We start from the raw sequence: 19,360 nt of genomic DNA on the forward strand, positions 1-19,360 counted from the left end.
TTTTTAAGTCAAATATTTTTTAAAAAAGTCAAATTTATGGTAATTTTGTCGTTCTTTTTCAGTTGTTTTATTTAGTTAAGTTGTAAAAAATAATATAATGTTAATTAAACTTTAAACGAAATTTAAAGGAGTTATCGTGGATAAAACAAGATATATTGCTAAATATTTTAAAAATACACAGAAAATTTTAGAGACAATTAAACCTAACAACATAATTACTTTACAATTCTTTCAACGTAAAGATGACACAATGCTTTTTGGAATGCAAGAAGTGTTAGATTTACTTGAAGAAGTAACTGATACATCAAAATACACTATTAAATATTTACCTGACGGAACAATTATTAATAACTTAGATATTGTTTTAGAATTAACAGGTCACTACCAAGATTTTGGAATCTGAGAAGGAATGATCGATGGTATCTTAGCTCGTAATACTTCAATTGCAACTAATGCATATCATTGTAAAAAAGCAGCTGGTGATAAAGAAGTTATTTTTATGGGTGATCGTGCTGATCACTATATAACTCAAGAAATTGATGGTAAAGCAGTTGCTCAAGCAGGAATTACATTAGTTTCGACCTTAGCCCAACAATCAATGCAAAGTGATTTTAATGAAAACGATCATTCAATTTTCGGAAGTATGCCACACGTTTTAATTCAAGGATTTAATGGAGATACAGTTGCTGCAACTAAAGCATTTAATCAATGTTTTCCTGAATCTAAATTAATAGCCCTAGTTGATTATCATAATGATGTAATAGGTGATTCACTTAAGGTTTATGAAGCATTAGGTAATAAAGTATGAGGTGTGCGTCTTGATACTGGAAAAAATATGGTCGATCATATGTTTGACAATGAAGAACCAGAATACGGAGTAAATCCAGAACAAGTTAAACGTTTACGTAAAGCATTAGATGAAGCAGGAGCTACTGAATACAAAATAGTAGTTTCAAGTGGATTTAATGCTAAGAAAATTAAATTATTTGAAGAACAAAAAGTACCAGTTGATTATTACGGTGTTGGACAAAGTATTTTTAAATTAAGCAATAGTTTTTCAGCGGATGCAACTATGTTAAATGGACAATCACAAGCCAAAGAAGGAAGAAGCTACCGTGAAAATCCGAATTTAATTACATACACAAAAGGTGCATAATACCTTTTGTTTTTATTAGGAGATAAATGATAAACAATTTAACTAACTATTTCTATGTTGATGATCCGATTTCAAACGCTCATAGCAAAATGTTCCATGCACCGTTATGAGTACTGATTTTAATTTGTGTATTAAGTTTAATTTTATCAATTACATTCTTTGTTTTATATTACACATATTCACTTAAAAGGCTTAAAGAATATAAAGCAATGCAACTAGAAGACTATAAAAAAGAAAATCCAAAAAGACAACATATTACTTATGAAAAAACAGGAATGTACCTTCCTTCTTGAGAAAGAGCAAAATATAATTTTCCACTGTTTTTAGGTGTGGTATTTGGTATTATGTTTGTCATATTTTTGGTCGGAAGTGCTTTGAGCTAGGCTTAAAAAAATTTTAAAAAATTTGTAAAACACATTTAAAATATGCTATTATTTTTGTAAATTTCACAAACTTTTTAATTAATAAAAAAGCTTAAAGAAAAGAAATTTATGAACAAATATAAAAAAGCAATGTCAGATTCAAAATCAATGCTTAAGAAAGGAAATATCTTATTCTTAGCTATTGGTTTATTATTAGGAACAGTATTTGGTGCATTAGTAACATCACTTGCACAAGATGTTATTATGGCTCCTATTGCTCACTTATTAAAATTTGATGAGCTTAAATTATGAGTTACAAAGGGTGGTGTAAGAATCGGTAACTTCTTAGCTGCTTTATTATCATTCGTAATTGTTTCACTTGTAGTATTCTTAATTTTATTCGGATACTTCTTAGTGCACAATTCAGTTAAAGCTAGAAAAGAAGCTAAAAACCCTACTCCAGCACCAGCAGCGCCTGCTCCTACAACAGAAGAACTTATTTTAGAAGAGCTTAAAAAATTAAACCAAAACATTGATAAAAAATAATGAATAAAAGCACCGTTTTTGGTGCTTTTTCTTCGCTAAAATTGTATAATTAATATAAAATATAAATATTTTATATTAATAGGAGAAATATGAGTCAGAAAGATAAAAAAAATAATGATGAACTAGAACAAAAACCAAGTGTTACGTTAGAAATTGACACTGAATATGAATACGATGAAGAAGATCGTAAGGTTTTTGGAAAAAAGAAAGTTGTCGAAGTTAAAGAAGAATTCGACGAAGAAATAGCTCCTCAAGATTTTGAAGAATATCAAGTAGAATCGCAAATCATTACAGAGCCAAGAGATGGGCTTGAACCAGTTATTATTGATTCTGAAATGAGAAACTCATTCTTAGAATATGCAATGAGTGTTATTGTTTCTCGTGCTCTTCCAGACGCTCGTGATGGTTTAAAACCTGTTCACCGTAGAATTCTTTACGATATGTCTGAACTTGGAATTACTCCAGGTAGTCAGCACCGTAAAAGTGCTAGAATTGTCGGTGACGTCCTTGGGAAATACCACCCTCATGGTGATAGGTCAGTTTATGAAGCAATGGTAAGAATGGCACAAGACTTCTCAATGCGTTATCCATTAGTTGATGGTCACGGAAACTTTGGTTCAATCGATGGTGATGAACCAGCTGCCATGCGTTATACAGAAGCTAGAATGTCTAAACTTTCTGCAGAAATGCTTAATGGTATTAAAAAAGATACTGTTGATTTTGTAGACAACTATGATGCTAGCGAAATCGAACCTTCTGTATTGCCTGCTCGTTTCCCTAACTTATTAGTTTCAGGAGCTACAGGTATTGCTGTTGGTATGGCGACTGAAATTCCACCACATAATTTAGGAGAAGCAATTGATGCAACTATAGCTCTTGCTAGAAATCCTGAAATTACAATCAAGGAATTAATGAAATATATTAAAGGACCAGATTTTCCAACTGGTGCTACAATTTTAGGAACTAAAGGAATTTTAGAAGCATACGAAACAGGTAAAGGGAAAGTTGTTATTCGTTCAAATTGTGAAGTTATTGAACATGAAAACGGTAAGAGCAAAATCATTGTGCGTGAAATTCCTTACTCAATTAGAAAAACAACATTAGTTCAAAAGATTGCTGAATTACATAAAGACAAAGTAATTGAAGGTATTTCTGATTTACGTGATGAATCTAACCGTGAAGGAATTAGAATTGTAATTGATGTTAAACGTAATGTTAACCCTCATATTCTTTTAAACAAGTTATACCAAAAATCTTACCTACAAAGTAATTTCAATGTTAATATGGTTGCTTTAGTTAAAGGTGAACCAAAATTACTTAATTTAAAACAAGTATTAGAAATTTATTTAGAACACCAAAAAGAAGTTGTATCTCGTAGATTACAATTTGATTTAAATAAAGCTGAAGAACGTGCACATGTTCTTGCAGGTTTAAAAATTGCGGTTTCAAACATTGATGAAGTTATTAAAATAATTAAAAGCTCAAAAACAGATACTGAAGCTCAAGATAAGCTTGCTGCAAGATTTAATTTAACAGAAATTCAAACAAAAGCAATTTTAGATATGAACCTTCGTAGATTAACAGGCTTAAATATCGAAAAAATGAACCAAGAAATTGCTGAATTAGATGCAGAAATTAAACATATTAAATCAATCTTAGCTAATGAAAATGAATTATTAGAGTTAATTATTGAAGAACTTACTGAAGTTAAAAATAAATTCTCTGATGCAAGACGTACTAAAATTGATGAATCAGCAATTGGAAATATTTCAGATGAAGATTTAATTGCTGAAAGAGAAATTATTATTACAGCTAGTGTAAATGGTTATGTAAAACGTGTTGACTTAGAAGATTACAACGTTCAAAACCGTGGTGGTGTCGGAAGTGTTGGAATGAAAACATATAATAATGATGATATTCTAACTTTAATCCACACATCAACTCATACTGATTTATTATTATTCTCTAACTTTGGAAAAGCTTATAAATTAAGAGGGCATCAAATTCCAGAAGGTTCAAAACAATCTAAAGGAATTCCATTCATTAATATTATCCCAACTCTTGATGTTAAAAATGGTGAAAAAATCGTTTCTATCTTAGATGTAAATGAATATTCAGACGATTTATATTTAGCAACAATCACCGAAAGAGGATTATTCAAAAAATCACCTTTAAGTTATTTCGAAAGCATTCGTTCTAATGGGCTTAAAGCCTTTGGACTTAAGGAAAATGATTTATTAGTTAGAGCATTTATTGTTTCTGATGATGATTATATTTTAGTGGCAAACAACGATAAAAATATTGTTAAATTTGAATCTAGTGATGCACGTCCAATGGGTAGAAGTGCTTCAGGAGTTAAAGCGATTACTTTAACAGAAGAACAAAAAGTAATCTCATGTTCTTCAAGTCGTGATGGTGAATTTATTTTATCAATCGGAAGTAAAGGATATGGTAAATTAACACCACAAGAAGAATATCGTCTTACAAAACGTGGAGCTAAAGGTATTACAGGAATTAATACTGCAAAAGCTGGACATTTAGTATTTGCTCGTTTCGTTTCATTAACTGATGAATTATTAATTATTACCTCAAGTGGTATCACAATTAGAACAAAAATCGATCAAATTAGTGAATCATCACGTAACTCAAAAGGAGTAAAAATTATCAATCTTAAAGATAATGATGAAATAGTAGCTATCGATGTTATCAAAAGCGAAGAAGAGCCGATAGAAGAAAATTAAAATAAAATGTGGAAATGTTCCACATTAGAAAATATAAAATACACCAAAAAGTGCAAAAAAGCATTAAATTTGGTGTATTTTTTAACTTTACGTAGAAAAAATAAAAAAGTTGGTATTGTTTTCATACTAAAAATTTATTTTGCATTATACTAATAAAGAGGGGTGAAATATCCCCTCAAAACAAAACACAATATAACGTACTCAAAAATCAAATTCAATAAATTTTTATATCTCGTTTATATCTCAGAATATTTCATTTTATTTTATAAAATTCATTTTATTAAAAATCAAAAATATAGTTCAATATTTATTATCTTATATATATTTATAGATACATAGCAAACCAAAATATTAGTAAAAATAAATCGAACTCAGTGAAAATCTCAAAATCTATTCTGTAAAAATTTCGAATTTTTAATTCTATTTCATTATTTGTTGTAGTTACATCGGAATCTCATTAACATTTGTTTAGAAAAATCGGTATAAAGAACTTATTATTTTTATCCTCTATTGATGCTGAAAGTTAAGTCATTACAAACGTTTTTATATTCATAATGAACTCCTTTATAATTAGCACTTGTTCTCCTTTCTTTCGTATAATAACAAGTGCATTCAAATAATAATGTTTTGACAGCCTAATAACGACTTAGGCTGTTTTCTTTTCTGCTTTTTGAATATTAAACCAGGATTTAGTTTAAATTGCATCATGTTTGCGGTTTTCGATCCTAATTCTTTTAAATCCATTATTTTTTATCCTTAATAGTATTTAACATTTTTTTGGATATTGCAGAAATAACATTAACAGTCATTTCGTTACCTGCTTGAGAAAGTAGTTTGCCGTTTGATAATCATTTAATTTCTTTCGATTTCTGTGCAATTGTTTTTGGGAAACCTTGCAACAACAAAGCTTCATATCCAGATAATTTGTGTAGCTTGTGATTTTTAATATATAAAAGTCCGTGTCTACCAGTTCTTAAAGTCGGAAATAAATTATCATAAACTCTAAGATCTGATTGTCTTCAATCTATTACGACATTATCTGTTTCTAGTAATTTATTTATATCGTATGTATTATTGTTGTATTTATTTGCTAAATATTTTTGAAATGTTGGATTTTCTAAATCTAAAATATTATTATTTTCATCATCTAAATACTGATTAAAATCTGTATTTAAGTTAGAGGTTAGCGGAAATTCAAAAGTAGTAACATTTAAATCTTTTCTAAAACCTACTAAATAAATTCTTTCTCAAGATTGTGGTACACCATAGTCCTTGCTATTAAGAACTTGATAAAAAACGTTATATCCAATTTCATCTAGTTTGTTGAGAATTATTTTTAACGTATTTCCTTTATCGTGGTTTAGTAAGCCTTTAACATTTTCTAGTAAAAATAGTTTAGGTTGTTTTATTTTTAAGATATTAGCAAGGTAATAAATTATTAATCCACGGTTATCATCAAAACCCTTGCGATTGCCAACAATACTAAAAGTCTGGCAAGGAAAACCGGCGATTAAAAAATCAAAGTTAGGTAATTCTTGTGGAATTATTTTTGTCAAATCACCATAATTGTTATCATCTTCAAAAAAGTAACTATAAGTTTTTGCGGTTAATAAGTCAATTTCAGAATGACCAACACATTTTAAACCATTTTGTTCCAAACCAAGACGACCACCACCAATTCCAGCACAAAAATCAAAAAATTTCATATTACCTCACTTGTGTAGTTTTATTTTACTGAATTAGATCAAAATTTGCATAAAAAAAGTAGCGTTAACTACTTTTTTATTATTTAACTAATAAAGATTCTTCATCCATTTGTGCAGGTTTTGCAATACCAACATAATCTAAAACTGTAGGTGCAACATTAGCGAGTTTTCCATCTTTAAGTTTAACATTTTTGTCTGTACAAATTAACATTACTGGACTACTTGTGTGTTTTGTAGCTGGTTTTCCATCTTTATCTTCTGTAATTTCAGCATTTCCGTGGTCTGCTGTAATAAATACAGTAACATCATTAGCTTCTGCTCAATCAACTATTCTTTTAATTTGTGTATCAAGGAATGAAACGGCTTCGATTGTAGATTTTAAGTTTCCTGTGTGACCTACCATATCAGGGTTAGCAAAGTTCATAATTGTTACATCATAATTTAAAGCGTTAACTAATAATTCGTCTGTAATTCCTTCAGCTGACATATGTGGAGCATCTGCGTATGATTCAACTTTTAAAGAAGGAACCATAATTCTTTTTGAATTTTTGAATTCAATATCGTTTCCACCATCCATGAAGTATGTAACGTGTGCATATTTTTGTGTTTCAGCAATTCTAAGTTGACTTTTTCCAGCTTGTTCAAGTACTCTACCAATTGGCATAGAAACTTCCATTTCATCAAATGCAACGATTGTTTCGATACCTTCGTATTTCATCATTGAAACGAATTTGTTAATGTGAACTGGGTGAGCTGGTTTTTCGTTGTAAAGTGGTGAACCAATAAATAAGTGTGTAAGTTGTCTTGCTCTATCTGGACGGAAGTTAAAGAAGATAATGCTATCTCCGTCTTTAGCAAATGCAGATTTATCTAAGTTTGCATTAATTGCAGGTACAAAGAATTCATCTGTAATTCCTTGTGAGTATTCGTAATCAACGTATTCAACAGCGTTATTGAATTTATTATCTGTAAGTCCTAAAATAGCATCGTATGCTTTTTCAACTCTATCAAACATTTTATCACGGTCCATTGCGTAAAATCTACCTGAGATTGATGCAATGTTGTATCCGTATTTATCACAAATTGATTGTAATTTTTCCATTGATGATTTGATTGATTGTGGAGCAACGTCACGTCCATCACCAAAAGCGTGAACAGAAACATTTTTAACTCCGTTTTCATGTGCTGCATCTAAAAGTTGGAATAAGTGTTCTTCTAATGAGTGAACACCACCAGGTGAAAGTAATCCCATTACGTGTAATGTAGAGTTGTTTGCTTTAACATCGTTAAATGCATCTAAAAATGCGTGATTTTTCTTGTATGAACCATCATTTAAAGCTTTTTTAATTAATGATAATCCTGTGTAAACAACTGTTCCAGCACCAATGTTAAGGTGCCCAACTTCTGAGTTACCCATTTGTCCTGCTGGTAATCCTACGTATTCACCACTAGCTTGAATTAAGCTGTGTGGATATTCTTTAAATAATTTGTCAAATTCTGGTGTATTTGCTAATGCAAAACCATTACCTTGTGATTCAGATCTAAGACCTAAACCGTCGATAACTATTAATACAGTTTTTTTCATTTAATCTCCAATTTTCTATTAATAATATAATTTGCTTTATTATATTATTTTTTAATAATTTTGAGTATTTTTGTTAATTTTATTTATCACTATTTTTAGCTTTTATTACTAAAATACAAGTAAAAACATTCTAAAAAAATAACTAATAGTATAATTATTTTATGAATAAAAATAAATTCAAAATTGTAGTATTTACTATACTTACATTTGGTTTAATATGAATTAAGTGAAATAAGCAAACCAAACATCAAAGTAATACAATTTATCAGGTCGATAAAATACCTTTTGATATTAAATTGTTAATCAACTATCTTGGAAAGGACAATTACGGAGAAGTGGAAATTAAACCTTCAAGAATTGTTATTCCAGTTAAAAATATCAAAGAAGTACAATTAGAAAAAATTAAAGAATTAAAAGCTGTTACTGGAGTTGTTGCTAAAAGTAACAGTCTATCAATTATATTAGGAGAGTTTAGCTCCGCAGTAGCTAAAGGATTAAATTATGATAAACACAACTAATAAATATAAGGTAATTTTAGATAATCTGCTTGAAGTTTCAAATAATGACTCTGCAATTTTTACAAAAGTAAACGATAAAGACTATTTTGATATTCTTTCATTAATTAGACCAGAAGAATTTAAAAGAATTTGTTCTGTAGAAAACTTCGAAGTTAGTCTTTACGAAATAGGGTTAAATAAAGTTGTTGCAAAATTAAAAGAAACAGAAAATGCTGATGATTTTATAGCTGTTTTAAAAGAATGAACTGATATCAAACAAGATGAAATTAATCAAATTAAAAAAGATTACAAGAAAATGAGAAATCACACAATTTCATCTTTAGAAGTAAAAATTCAAAAGTCACTTTTAAAATGAAAAGTTTTAAACGATAAGACAATCAATATTTTAGACGAAACAAATATTTGACCTTTACATTTAGGATTCCTTTTTGTATCTTTAAGAAAAGAAGATAAAGCTATTTATGCACCTTTATTCTTTAAAGAAGCACATATTTCATTTAAAAACGGTCGTCCATATCTTTCATCAAATGGTGATATTAAAATTAATGAAAAATTATTATTCTTCTTAAATAACCAAGGATTTGACTTATTTCTAGAAGATCAAGTTAAAGAATTAGAAATTGATAAATTATTAGAAAGTCTTAAACAAAATTGAGCTGGTTTATATACATTACCAAAGGATATTTGCAAAAACTTTAAGAAATTCCGTCCAGATGAAATTCAAAATCAATCATTAACATTCTATCCAGGTGCTGTGCTTGGTATTTTCCAACCAGGTGGTGGATTCTCAAGAACAAGAATGAAAGAAATTATTCAAAATGGTGAAATGGATGAAATTATTGATGTTGAATTCAATAAAAACATTTACAAAAATAGAATCGATCGTTCAATCTTTAACCCTAAATTAGCTTTATTTAAAATTACTGAATCTAACCTTTCACAAGATAAAGCTATTTTAAGTTCATTAAATCAAAATACTGTAATTTGAGGGCCTCCAGGTACTGGTAAATCTCAAACTATCGTTAACTTAATTGCTAATATTCTAGTTTATGGTAAAACTGCTATTGTTGCATCTCAAAAAAGAGCGGCGTTAGAGGTTATTTATCAACGTCTTAATAAACTTTCTCCATTTGCTTTATTTATTACTAACTCAAAAGAAATGAAGAAAACAAGTTTCTATCAACCAATTCAAGACTACCTTGAAATGCTTGAAAATTTTGATGAATATAATCAAATTAAACACTGTAGTACAATCACAGCTGAAGAGCTTATGTTCGTTTCAAAAGCAAGCGAATATTTAGCAGATCCAGTTTCTCAAGATGTTTTAAAAGCATACTACTATATTAGTGTTCATAAAAAAGACTTTGATTTTGAAAAAGATATTAATTTCTTAATTAACTTACCTAGAGACATTTTCTATCCGACAGATGAATTTAAAGAAGGTGAAACAGCCAAAGAATTGCTTAAAATTAATAATTTAACATATATGCCATTTGTTAAAAAATATTTTGAGCTTAAAAAATTAGGGACAGAAATCGATAAACATTTACCAAGTTTCAATGGTACATTACATGATTTAATTTTATTTATGCGTAATATCGGTTATACTCCTGAAGCGAACGGAGTAAATCCATTTGATAAAATTAACGAATTAATGCATTTAGAAACATTTGTAAATTATGAAAACTTAATTTCTGATGAAGAAGCAATTAAGAACGTAGTTTTAGAAAGAATTTTTAAAGTAATCGCTAACTTTAATGAAGAAGAAAGAATGCTTTACCGTGAATTTGCTCAAAGTATCAGAATTGTAAATTATGAACCATATCGTTTCATTAAGAAATATGCTCCAATTATTAAGAAAATTTTCCCTATTATTATTGCAACTCCAAATACAGACTTATCTAACTGAACTAAAAATGAATTTGATTACGCTATTTTAGATGAATCAAGTCAGATTTTTATTGAAAACGGTTTACCAATTCTTTATTTAGCAAAAAGAAAAATTTTAGCTGGTGACACTCAACAAATGAAACCTAATAACTGATTTGGAACACGTCAATCTGATGATTCTATCTTCGGACAAGTAGATTCATTACTTGACTATGCACTTTCTTTAGGTGTATATCCAATCTTACTTGATAAAAACTACCGTTCAAATCACGCATCATTAATGACTTTCTCAAGTAAATACTTCTATAATTCAACACTTGATGCTATCGACAGTGCCGATTCTTGAAGCATCAACCCTATTGAAGTAATTCAAGTTGATGGTCAATGAGAAGGACAAAAAAATATCGCAGAAGCTCAAAAAGCAATTGAAATTGCAATTGAAAATCTTGATAAATATAACAAAATTATTATTCTTGGTTTCAACGGAAAACAAAGTGATTACATTACTTGATTAATTTTTAGAAATCACCCAGAATTAGAAGAAGCAATTAAAAAACGTAGATTATTAATTAGAAATATTGAAAATATTCAAGGTGATGAAGCTGATTTAGTTATTGCTACACTAGCATATGACAAAAACACTAAGATTGGATATTCATATGTTGCACGTCCAGGTGGAAAAAATGCTCTTAACGTAGCTATTTCACGTGCTAAAGAAAAAATGATTGTTTTAAAAACAATCAATTCTAGCGATATTGCATTAGTCCCAAATATGCCTGAAGATTTACGTATTTTCAAAAAATGACTTGAATTTTTAGAGTTATCAGTTGAAAATAGAAAAGGTTTATTAAAAGAAGCATTTAAACAACCAGAAGAGGTTGATGAAATTCTTTCCGAACGTGAAAAATGATTTAAATTAGTCGCTTACACTTATTTACGTGAATTAAGTAAACAGCTTCCAAATTGCGAAATCTTTAGAGATTACGTTGTTGGTTCAATGACAATTGATATTGTTATTACAGTTAATAAAATACCTTATAAATGCTTTGTATTTGATACTTACAACTACAATTCTCAACCAATTAATTACGCTAAAGTAAGAGACAAGGTTCGTTTCTTAAAATCTAAGAAATACGATGTTCGTGTAATTACCCCCATTTCATGAATTGATTTACAAAACGAAGTGTTAAAAGACTTTAACCCTGGTGCTGTAAGAAGATTTTATGATAACTCAATCCAAAATGCTACAAGCACATATTTCTTAAACAAAGAAGTTTTAGATGAACAACCTAAATCAACAATTTTAGACACTTGAGTTGGGCTTGATCCTAAAAAAGTAAATAACATTACTGCGCAAGTAAAAATTAACAAAGAAGAAATAGAAAGTTTTAGAAAACTTAATAACTTTGAGTTTACAGATGATAGTCTAGAAACTTCACAAGCTCAACAAGAAAAAACAGAAGAAACTATCCAAACAGTAAAAGTTTGAATTGATAAAACTAAAACTGAAGAAGTACCAGTAAATACACAAACTCAAGATGTTCTTGCATCTTTAGAAGAAAATACTAATACTGCAAATATTGATAAAGTAGATGATATTAATGTTGATGATAATATGTTTAATATCACTAGCGAATGAATTTTAGATGATACAATAAGTGAAGAAAAAAACACACTCGAAACTGAACAAGAAGGGTTTAATGAATCATTTAGTTATTCAGTTGATGATGAGTTTTTAGATAATTTAAAAGACCAAGTTGAAAATAATAAGGAATAATTATGACTACAACACAATTATTAACTATCTTATCAAAAGAAGTTAAATTAAAGCTTATTATTCATTTATACTCATGTGTAGACAACGAATGCGAAGTAAACTCATTTGTTGATGCATTTCACGAAAAACAAGCAAATATTTCAAAACATTTATCAGATTTAAAACATTTAGGAATAGTAGATGCACACAAAAACGGTGTATATGCTTATTACTATATGAAACCAGAATTTAAGAAAAAATATTCTAAGCTACTAGATGAAATAATAGCATTAGAACATTTAGAAAAATTCGAATGTAAATGTGCCTAAACTACCGTAATGGTAGTTTTTTTAATTGGGACAGTAATTTCAAGAATGAGAATTAAGATTATGTTTTATTTTGATTCCGATTAGTTTGTGCACAGAGTTATTTTTGATCTTGTTTTTAATTTTTTGTAAAATATTGTATTTGTTAAGTTCTGATAATTCTTGTTGCATTATTTTATTATGTACATTAGTTGTGCTTTTGATAAATTCATCAATGTAAAGCTTAAATAAGAACTTAAAACTTGAATAGTAGTCGCTGATGAAGTAATCTGTATATAATAATAAACCTTCATTTGTTTTATCTTCTTTACTGTCTTTAAGGCTATAAACCGTAATAAAATAAACTTCATTGTTATAAATTAATATTGGAAGAACGTTACTTGTATTTATTTGATATTGTAAGATCAAATTGTTTGATATAGTTTGATTTAATTTGTATATTTGAAAAAGTTGAATAGTAGTCATATTTTACCTCAAATAATAAATATAAAAATTTATAAATTGAACAAAAAATAAACAAAAAAATAAGCTTATTAGCTTACTTCCTTAATTAACCTTTACAGTGCAACACTTAGGTTAAAAATAGAGCCGACATTAATTTGTCGGCTTTTTCACAACTTATTCAAGTTCTGCTAACTTTTCTAGCTCCTTATTTAATTTGTCTATTTCGTCTTTTAAAACTTGATTTGAGCATTTTCATCCGAGTATTTTTCTTGGTAAATTGTTTATTTCTCAGACTGTTTTTTCTATTGCCTTATCACTAACTTTAGTAAAGTCAGTACCTTTTCTATACCTTCTACGAAATAAACCATTCGAGTTTTCGTTACTACCACGTTGAAAAGAACAATATGGTTCTGCTTTGTAAATATTGAATTGAAATTTCTTAGCTACGAATTGTAGTTTATTAAATTCAAAACCGTTATCAGAAGTAATAGATAAAACCGGTATATGCAAATTTCACAAATCTGTAATTATTCTATTCAAAACCTTATTGATTTCTAAAGGGTTTTTAGAATGAACTCTTTTTGCTATAAAAAACCTTGATTTACGTTCGTTGAAAGTTAATATATTATCAGTGTTTGATCTTTTCAAACCGATAACTAAATCTATTTCTCAATGTCCAAATTCTATTCTACTTTCAATGTGTTTTGGACGTAAACCAATAGGAAAAACGTATTTATTTCGTGTTAATCTTTTAATTCCATAACTTCTTTTTGGAGTTAATGATTTATGTCTAATTTTTTTGTAACTTTTCTTTATTTCAGTGTCTATCATTAACTTATTTATAAACAGTTTTTTAGTGCTAGGAATAGATATATTTATGTAATTGTGTTTGATGAATTCAATAGTAGGTTCAATTTTCATATATTGCTTTTTATAAAGTAAATTAAACAATTTTATGAATGTTTGATATTTAGGATCAGTAAACGGAAAAGACTTTTTTCAAGAATATCTTTTATATGCTTTTACATTAGTTTTTTGTGATTCATATTCTCCGTTAATTTGATTTCTTTTAATTTCTCTTGAAATTGTCGATGGTGAACGTTGTAAACTTTTCGCAATGTTTCTAATGCTTTTATGTTCGATATTGTATAAAGTATCAATTATTTCTCTTTCCTTACGTTTTAAAGTTTTAAATTTTGGTTGCATAATTTATAATATTTAAGCATCCACTATTGTTTAAGCTGTGAAGTGGATGTTTTCTTATTCAAATTTGGCAGAATAAAAGCAACACCCTAATATTATTTTACTAATAAAAGGGTGTTGCACTGTAAAGTACAATTAGGGAAGTAAGCTTATTAGCTTACTTTTTACATTCAATAACTATTCGTGTGCAACATGAATTGTTGCTTCAAATACTTTTGGTTCTCCTTTTTCATCTTGGAAGAATTTAATTTCATTATTATCATTTTTTGCCACAACATATTTAAATGTGTATACATATTCGTTATTTTCATCCTTAAATGAAACTAATTCAAGTGGACAGAATTTTGTTTTTACATTCACTTGTGCACTAGGTGATGCAAAAATATAAGTTCAAGTTTTTTTACTTTTACCAAATTTAATATTTGGTACAGCATATAAATCTGTGTATTGTTTACCTACTGAGTTAGTTTGAGTATTAGGTATAATACGAACATATCCATTTCCACTACCTGAAACGCTAAAGACTAATTTATTATTACTGTTGATTTCGTAGCCTACAGCATCTTGTTTGTGCGGCATATTTCCTGATGATTTTCGGAAAAATGTTTCTGATGAAATATCTTTTGCTAGAGAACTAAATAATTCTGCGTTTTGATTATTAGTTACTGACTGGGGTTTCTGAAGGAGCAGGTTGTTCTTGGTTTTCTTCTGTTGTTGGTTGAGGTGTTGTTTCGCTTTCTTTTGCTTCTTCTTTGTTTTCTGTTTTTTCAACTTTAGCATCACCGTTTGGTTTAGAATTTTCTCCTTCAACTTTAGGTTGTGCTTGGTCACCTGTAGGTTGTGCTTGACTTCCTGCTTGAGTTCCGTCTGCAGGTTGTTTATTTTCTTCTCCTGAAGGTTTTGTTTCTACGTTTGGTTGTGAATTTTCTGTAGATTTATCATCACTTGGTTTTACTTCTTCAGCTGGTTTAGAAGATGTTTCTTCACCTAATTTAACTGTTAAAGTAAATGGTTCACCATTATTTGTGAATACTTGAGTAATTTTGTTGCTTGATGAAAGTTTGTATGCATCAAATTTAATTGTAATTTCATTTGCATCTTTGTTATATGAGCTTACAAGGTCTGTTTCCATTTTTTTAGAACCAACTGTTTGTCCTGGTACACCTAATCTGTATTGTCCTTTTATTAATTCATTTGCAATTGGTTCTGAGTATGGGTTACTTGGATTGTCTTTAAATTTAAATATAATTGATCCATATTTTGGATTAAAGTATACTTTTTCGAATGTTTTACCTTCTGCTAATAATTTTGCAACCCTTTCTTTTAATTGTGGAGTAATGAATGCTCCTTTTGTTAAAGCATCAGCAAATGGTGCAGGTTCAGCAGGTGTTTCTGTTCCTGTTGAAGGTTGTTCTGCTGGTGTTTCTGTAGAAGCATTAGCGTATGCACTTAAATCAAATACTGATTCAAATGGTTGCCCGTTGTTAAGAACAACACTGTAGTCGTTGTTAGCTTTTCTGTATACTAATGAGTATTTGATTACTAATTTATTTGTTAATAAGTTGAATGAAACTTCTAATTGACTGTTAGGGTTTCCTTCTGTGTAGTGTCCTGGTTTTAATGTAGGAGCACCTAATTGAACTTTTTTGAAATCTTTAAGCTTTGGTAATTCTTCACCATAAACTGTAGCGATTTTAGCAGGACGTTCTTTACCTTTTTTATCTGTAGTTGTTTTTCATGTACTTACTGTACTGAAAATAACTTTTCTTTGTTTATAGTTGTAGTAAGCTGTTAATTTTGAGTGAGCAAATAAGTCAATTGCACTTTCGTGAGCTGCTTGGTAAATTTTAGCAAGTTCTGCTGATGAGAATAATACATCACCGTTATTTGCTGTAAAGACAGGAGCTCATACTTGTGTTAAGAATTTTTCGTGTGCGAATTGTTCTTTTTGTGAATCGTAGTTAGATTGCACACCGTTTTGAAGTTCTTCGTGTAATTTTTTGTTGTTTGCTTCAGCATCTTTTTGAATTTCTGCAGGAATTGTTTGTTCGAATAATGTTTTTAAGTTTGAAGCCGCATCTTTTAATTCTTGTTCTGATGCACGTTTATTTTGTAATAAAGCTTTAGCGTTTGTGATTTCTGTACTTAATTGTTGAACGTATTTAGCGTCTCACATTGATTGGTGAGATTTAAGTGAATTTCGTGCAGCTAATACTGCTAATCTTAAATCTTTTTGCCCTTCTGTTTCTGATTCGTGGTTTCCACATGAAACAGCCATGATTGGTAAGATTGGAGCAGCTGCTGAACCTAAAATAAGTCATGTTTTAAATTTCATATCTACCTCATATAAATTTAATATATATATATATATATATATAAACTAGTAGCCCTAAATACTAGCTGTATTTAATTTCCTTCTCTAAGTTATAAATTAAATTACATTAAAATTATATTTTTTTAAATACACTTAGTATTTTTTTACGATAAAAAACAGTAAAAGTGAATATAATATTCACATTTTTTTTCACATTTTTAATAATTTTTTTATTTTTTATATTCAAAAAATATATTTTCTAGTTAAAATTAAAACGAAAAATATTGTTTTGATTTTTTGTAGGGCATTTTTCATATTTTCATATTTTTGTTATTTTAATAAATTTATTATGACTAAAATTGAAAAAATAAATACATTTATAAAAAATACTTTGCAAAAAATAATTTTGAATTATAATAATAAAGCAATTTAAATGGCACCATAGCCAAACGGCCAAGGCATGGGTCTGCAAAACCTTGATTACGGGTTCGAATCCCGTTGGTGCCTCCATTAAAATTTGTGCGCCCGTAGCTCAACTGGACAGAGTGTTAGGTTACGGCCCTAAAGGTTGCGGGTTCGACTCCTGCCGGGCGCGCCATATAACAAAAAGTTACCATTAAAATAAGCTCGTTTGAGCTTATTTTTTATATAATTGTTTCAATATGACGCTATTAATTGTTTATTTTTCACTTTTTTCTTTTGGAACTCTTTCAATTGTATTGGTTATTAATAAATATTTTAAGAAGTTTTTTGACCATTATTGACTAAGAGTTTTATCTGCTAGTTTAATGTTAGGATATTTAATTTTATTCCGGTTTGCGCCTATGTGAATACAAATAGGAAATTTATTTAAATATGAAATTCCAAGTTACTGAGATGAAGGTTTTAGAGATTATTATTCTCACGTTCTTTCAAAATCATTTTTTCTTGACCTTTGTCCGTTTTTTAGTGTTGCACTATTTTTAACCATGATTATCGATCGCAGCAAATATTGAAGCTTTTTAGTTAGTCCATTTTGTATTTTTGCTTCAACAATTGTTATACCCTTTGTTCCACTTACTGATCCGAATCCAGAATTTAGTTTTTGATTTATTTTTTATGGTTCACCAAAAGCCGAACTTTATTTCTTTATGCATTGGATCTTATTAGTGTTTGGATGTTTAGCATATCAAAATTATTCATTAAAAAATAAAAATGCTTTTAAAATCTGAGTTGATATTCAATTAGTTGCTACTGTCTTTTTTTGCTACATAATAATTATTTCATTTGCATTTAATATTGATAAAAATACCACAGGACTTTCATATAAAGATTGAATGAAAGGTGGATCATTTTATGCAATTTATAAAATGTTACATCTACCTCATCCACTAGAAGCTGTTGCGTTCTATATTTTTGCTTACATTGTAATTAACTCAATTTGATTAATTAAATATTACTGTGCAAACCGTACTTTTACAAAAATAAACAAAAACAGAATGATTGAAAACAAAAATTCTAAAACAAGTTTAGAAAAAGGTAAATATATCTATTTTTTCTAATTAAAAGTTTTTATTTTTTTGTTTGAAACAAATAAAAATAAATTTATAATATTACTGATTTTTCTACTTATTTTATAAAAATAAGTCACGTTGAAAAAGAGGAGGCTAAATTATGGCTAATATTAAATCAAAAATTAAAAGTATTTCAAAAATGGAAGCTGCTCGTGTAAAAAACGCTGCAATGAAATCACGTGTTAAAACAGCTATCAGAAAAGCTAGAGAAGCAGTTTTAGCTAAAGCTGAAAACGCTGATGCACTTGTTGCTAATGCACACAAAACAATTGCTAAAGCAGTTTCAAAAGGTGTATTCCACGCAAACAAAGGTGCTAGAAAACACTCAAGATTAGACCAATTTGTTAACCAAAACAAATAGTTTAATTAAGTACTTTTAACTTCCACTTAGGAAGTTCTTTTTTTTATTCTTGAAATAATAAAATATTATAAAATATTACTACTAAATTAATTAGGAGAATATTACTGATGAGTAAAATATCTAAATATCAAAATCAAGCAGTTTCATACGATGAAAATTTAGCTTGAGAATATTTAAAAACTATTGAAACGTTTTTACAAAACAAAGTAACAGAAGCTCATGCAAATGGTGTGGTTGTAGGAATTAGTGGTGGTATTGATTCAGCACTAGTTTATGCAATTGCAAAACGTGTATTTAAAGATAAGGTAACAGCAGTTGTAATGCCAGTTATCAAAATGACTGATAATGATTTATATCACATCAGCGAGCTTGAACAAGCTTTTAATGATAAATTCATTACCGTTGATTTAACCAATGCTTTTCACGCGATGCAAGAAGCTACTAAAGTTACTAATCCATTATCAATTGCTAATATTAAACCACGTCTTAGAATGACTACTTTATATGCAATTGCACAAGATAAAAATGCTTTAGTACTTGGAACTGATAATGCAGACGAAGTGCATATTGGTTACTTTACTAAATTTGGAGATGGTGGAGCCGACTTATTACCTATTTCACAACTAACAAAAGGTGAAGTAAGGTTTTTAGCTTCATTATTAAATGTTCCAGATTCAATTTTAAATAAAAAACCATCTGCTGGACTTTGAGAAGGTCAAACTGATGAAGATGAGCTTGGATTTACATATGCTGATTTAGATTTTTATTTAAATCACTTAGACCAACCAGAACAAATTAACAAATACTTATCAAGTGATACGATCTCAAAAATTGAACACAAACATAAAATTACTCAACACAAACGTGATACAGTTTATAAACCAGAATCATTTAACTAG

The 19,360-nt window shown here is 28.7% G+C and carries 16 protein-coding genes and 2 tRNA genes; 12 read left to right on the plus strand and 6 right to left on the minus strand.

Annotation, left to right across the window (positions count from 1 at the left end; genetic code table 4):
• Nucleotides 1-136 precede the first annotated feature (136 nt).
• The 4 genes from ACPYPZ_RS01165 to gyrA all read left to right on the plus strand — a co-directional run bounded on the left by ACPYPZ_RS01165 (nt 137) and on the right by gyrA (nt 4,805).
• A complete protein-coding gene (locus ACPYPZ_RS01165) occupies nt 137-1,156 on the plus strand; it encodes a nicotinate phosphoribosyltransferase (protein ID WP_426461502.1) in 1,020 nt (339 codons plus the stop codon).
• Between the two features lie 26 nt (nt 1,157-1,182).
• Entirely contained in the window at nt 1,183-1,539 is a 357-nt protein-coding gene (locus ACPYPZ_RS01170) for a hypothetical protein (protein ID WP_426461503.1), read from the plus strand.
• Between the two features lie 108 nt (nt 1,540-1,647).
• On the plus strand, nt 1,648-2,064 hold the full coding sequence (locus tag ACPYPZ_RS01175; protein ID WP_426461504.1) for an MscL family protein: 417 nt from the start codon (nt 1,648-1,650) through the stop codon (nt 2,062-2,064).
• A gap of 89 nt (nt 2,065-2,153) precedes the next feature.
• Nucleotides 2,154-4,805 carry a DNA gyrase subunit A gene (gene gyrA, locus ACPYPZ_RS01180; protein WP_426461505.1) on the plus strand — a complete coding sequence of 884 codons (2,652 nt, stop codon included), beginning with the start codon at nt 2,154-2,156 and terminating at the stop codon, nt 4,803-4,805.
• A gap of 743 nt (nt 4,806-5,548) precedes the next feature.
• On the opposite strand, the gene dcm is transcribed toward gyrA, so the two are convergent.
• A complete protein-coding gene (gene dcm / locus ACPYPZ_RS01185; RefSeq protein ID WP_426461506.1) occupies nt 5,549-6,511 on the minus strand; it encodes a DNA (cytosine-5-)-methyltransferase in 963 nt (320 codons plus the stop codon).
• A gap of 79 nt (nt 6,512-6,590) precedes the next feature.
• Nucleotides 6,591-8,096, minus strand: coding sequence for a 2,3-bisphosphoglycerate-independent phosphoglycerate mutase (gpmI, locus tag ACPYPZ_RS01190; RefSeq protein ID WP_426461507.1), 1,506 nt, complete (start codon nt 8,094-8,096; stop codon nt 6,591-6,593).
• A 161-nt stretch (nt 8,097-8,257) separates the two neighbouring features.
• Here gpmI and ACPYPZ_RS01195 point away from each other — a divergent pair, with 161 nt between their 5' ends.
• The 3 genes from ACPYPZ_RS01195 to ACPYPZ_RS01205 are packed head-to-tail and all read left to right on the plus strand — an operon-like array spanning nt 8,258 to nt 12,589.
• Nucleotides 8,258-8,614: a PTS glucose transporter subunit IIB gene (locus tag ACPYPZ_RS01195; RefSeq protein WP_426461508.1), complete on the plus strand. Its 357-nt coding sequence runs from the start codon at nt 8,258-8,260 to the stop codon at nt 8,612-8,614.
• Nucleotides 8,598-12,281, plus strand: a complete 3,684-nt coding sequence (locus ACPYPZ_RS01200; protein ID WP_426461509.1) for a DEAD/DEAH box helicase — start codon at nt 8,598-8,600, stop codon at nt 12,279-12,281. Before ACPYPZ_RS01195 ends, ACPYPZ_RS01200 begins: the two co-directional genes overlap by 17 nt.
• 2 nt (nt 12,282-12,283) lie before the next feature.
• Entirely contained in the window at nt 12,284-12,589 is a 306-nt protein-coding gene (locus ACPYPZ_RS01205) for a transcriptional regulator (protein WP_426461510.1), read from the plus strand.
• A gap of 21 nt (nt 12,590-12,610) precedes the next feature.
• Here the strand turns inward: ACPYPZ_RS01205 and ACPYPZ_RS01210 are convergent, their stop codons facing one another.
• From ACPYPZ_RS01210 to ACPYPZ_RS01225, 4 genes are all read right to left on the minus strand, one after another.
• A complete protein-coding gene (locus tag ACPYPZ_RS01210; protein WP_426461511.1) occupies nt 12,611-13,051 on the minus strand; it encodes a hypothetical protein in 441 nt (146 codons plus the stop codon).
• Between the two features lie 153 nt (nt 13,052-13,204).
• Nucleotides 13,205-14,236 carry an IS30 family transposase gene (locus tag ACPYPZ_RS01215; RefSeq protein WP_426461512.1) on the minus strand — a complete coding sequence of 344 codons (1,032 nt, stop codon included), beginning with the start codon at nt 14,234-14,236 and terminating at the stop codon, nt 13,205-13,207.
• A 174-nt stretch (nt 14,237-14,410) separates the two neighbouring features.
• Nucleotides 14,411-14,812: a hypothetical protein gene (locus ACPYPZ_RS01220; RefSeq protein WP_426461513.1), complete on the minus strand. Its 402-nt coding sequence runs from the start codon at nt 14,810-14,812 to the stop codon at nt 14,411-14,413.
• A gap of 79 nt (nt 14,813-14,891) precedes the next feature.
• Complete coding sequence (locus ACPYPZ_RS01225; protein ID WP_426461514.1) at nt 14,892-16,568, minus strand: hypothetical protein; 1,677 nt, start codon at nt 16,566-16,568, stop codon at nt 14,892-14,894.
• 414 nt (nt 16,569-16,982) lie between these two features.
• Between ACPYPZ_RS01225 and ACPYPZ_RS01230 the strand changes: the two genes are divergently transcribed.
• The 5 genes from ACPYPZ_RS01230 (at nt 16,983) to nadE (ending at nt 19,360) form a co-directional block, all read left to right on the plus strand.
• Nucleotides 16,983-17,057: transfer RNA gene (locus tag ACPYPZ_RS01230), tRNA-Cys, on the plus strand.
• Nucleotides 17,058-17,068: 11 nt separating this feature from the next.
• A tRNA-Arg gene (locus ACPYPZ_RS01235) sits at nt 17,069-17,145 on the plus strand.
• A 64-nt stretch (nt 17,146-17,209) separates the two neighbouring features.
• On the plus strand, nt 17,210-18,088 hold the full coding sequence (locus tag ACPYPZ_RS01240) for a DUF5378 family protein (RefSeq protein WP_426461515.1): 879 nt from the start codon (nt 17,210-17,212) through the stop codon (nt 18,086-18,088).
• 112 nt (nt 18,089-18,200) lie between these two features.
• Nucleotides 18,201-18,461: a 30S ribosomal protein S20 gene (rpsT, locus tag ACPYPZ_RS01245; protein ID WP_426461516.1), complete on the plus strand. Its 261-nt coding sequence runs from the start codon at nt 18,201-18,203 to the stop codon at nt 18,459-18,461.
• Between the two features lie 107 nt (nt 18,462-18,568).
• Nucleotides 18,569-19,360, plus strand: coding sequence for an NAD(+) synthase (gene nadE / locus ACPYPZ_RS01250; protein WP_426461517.1), 792 nt, complete (start codon nt 18,569-18,571; stop codon nt 19,358-19,360).

Origin of the sequence: Mycoplasma hafezii (assembly GCF_049942695.1) — a bacterium.
In the GTDB taxonomy this organism is placed as follows: Bacteria; Bacillota_I; Bacilli_A; order Mycoplasmatales; family Metamycoplasmataceae; genus Mycoplasmopsis; species Mycoplasmopsis hafezii.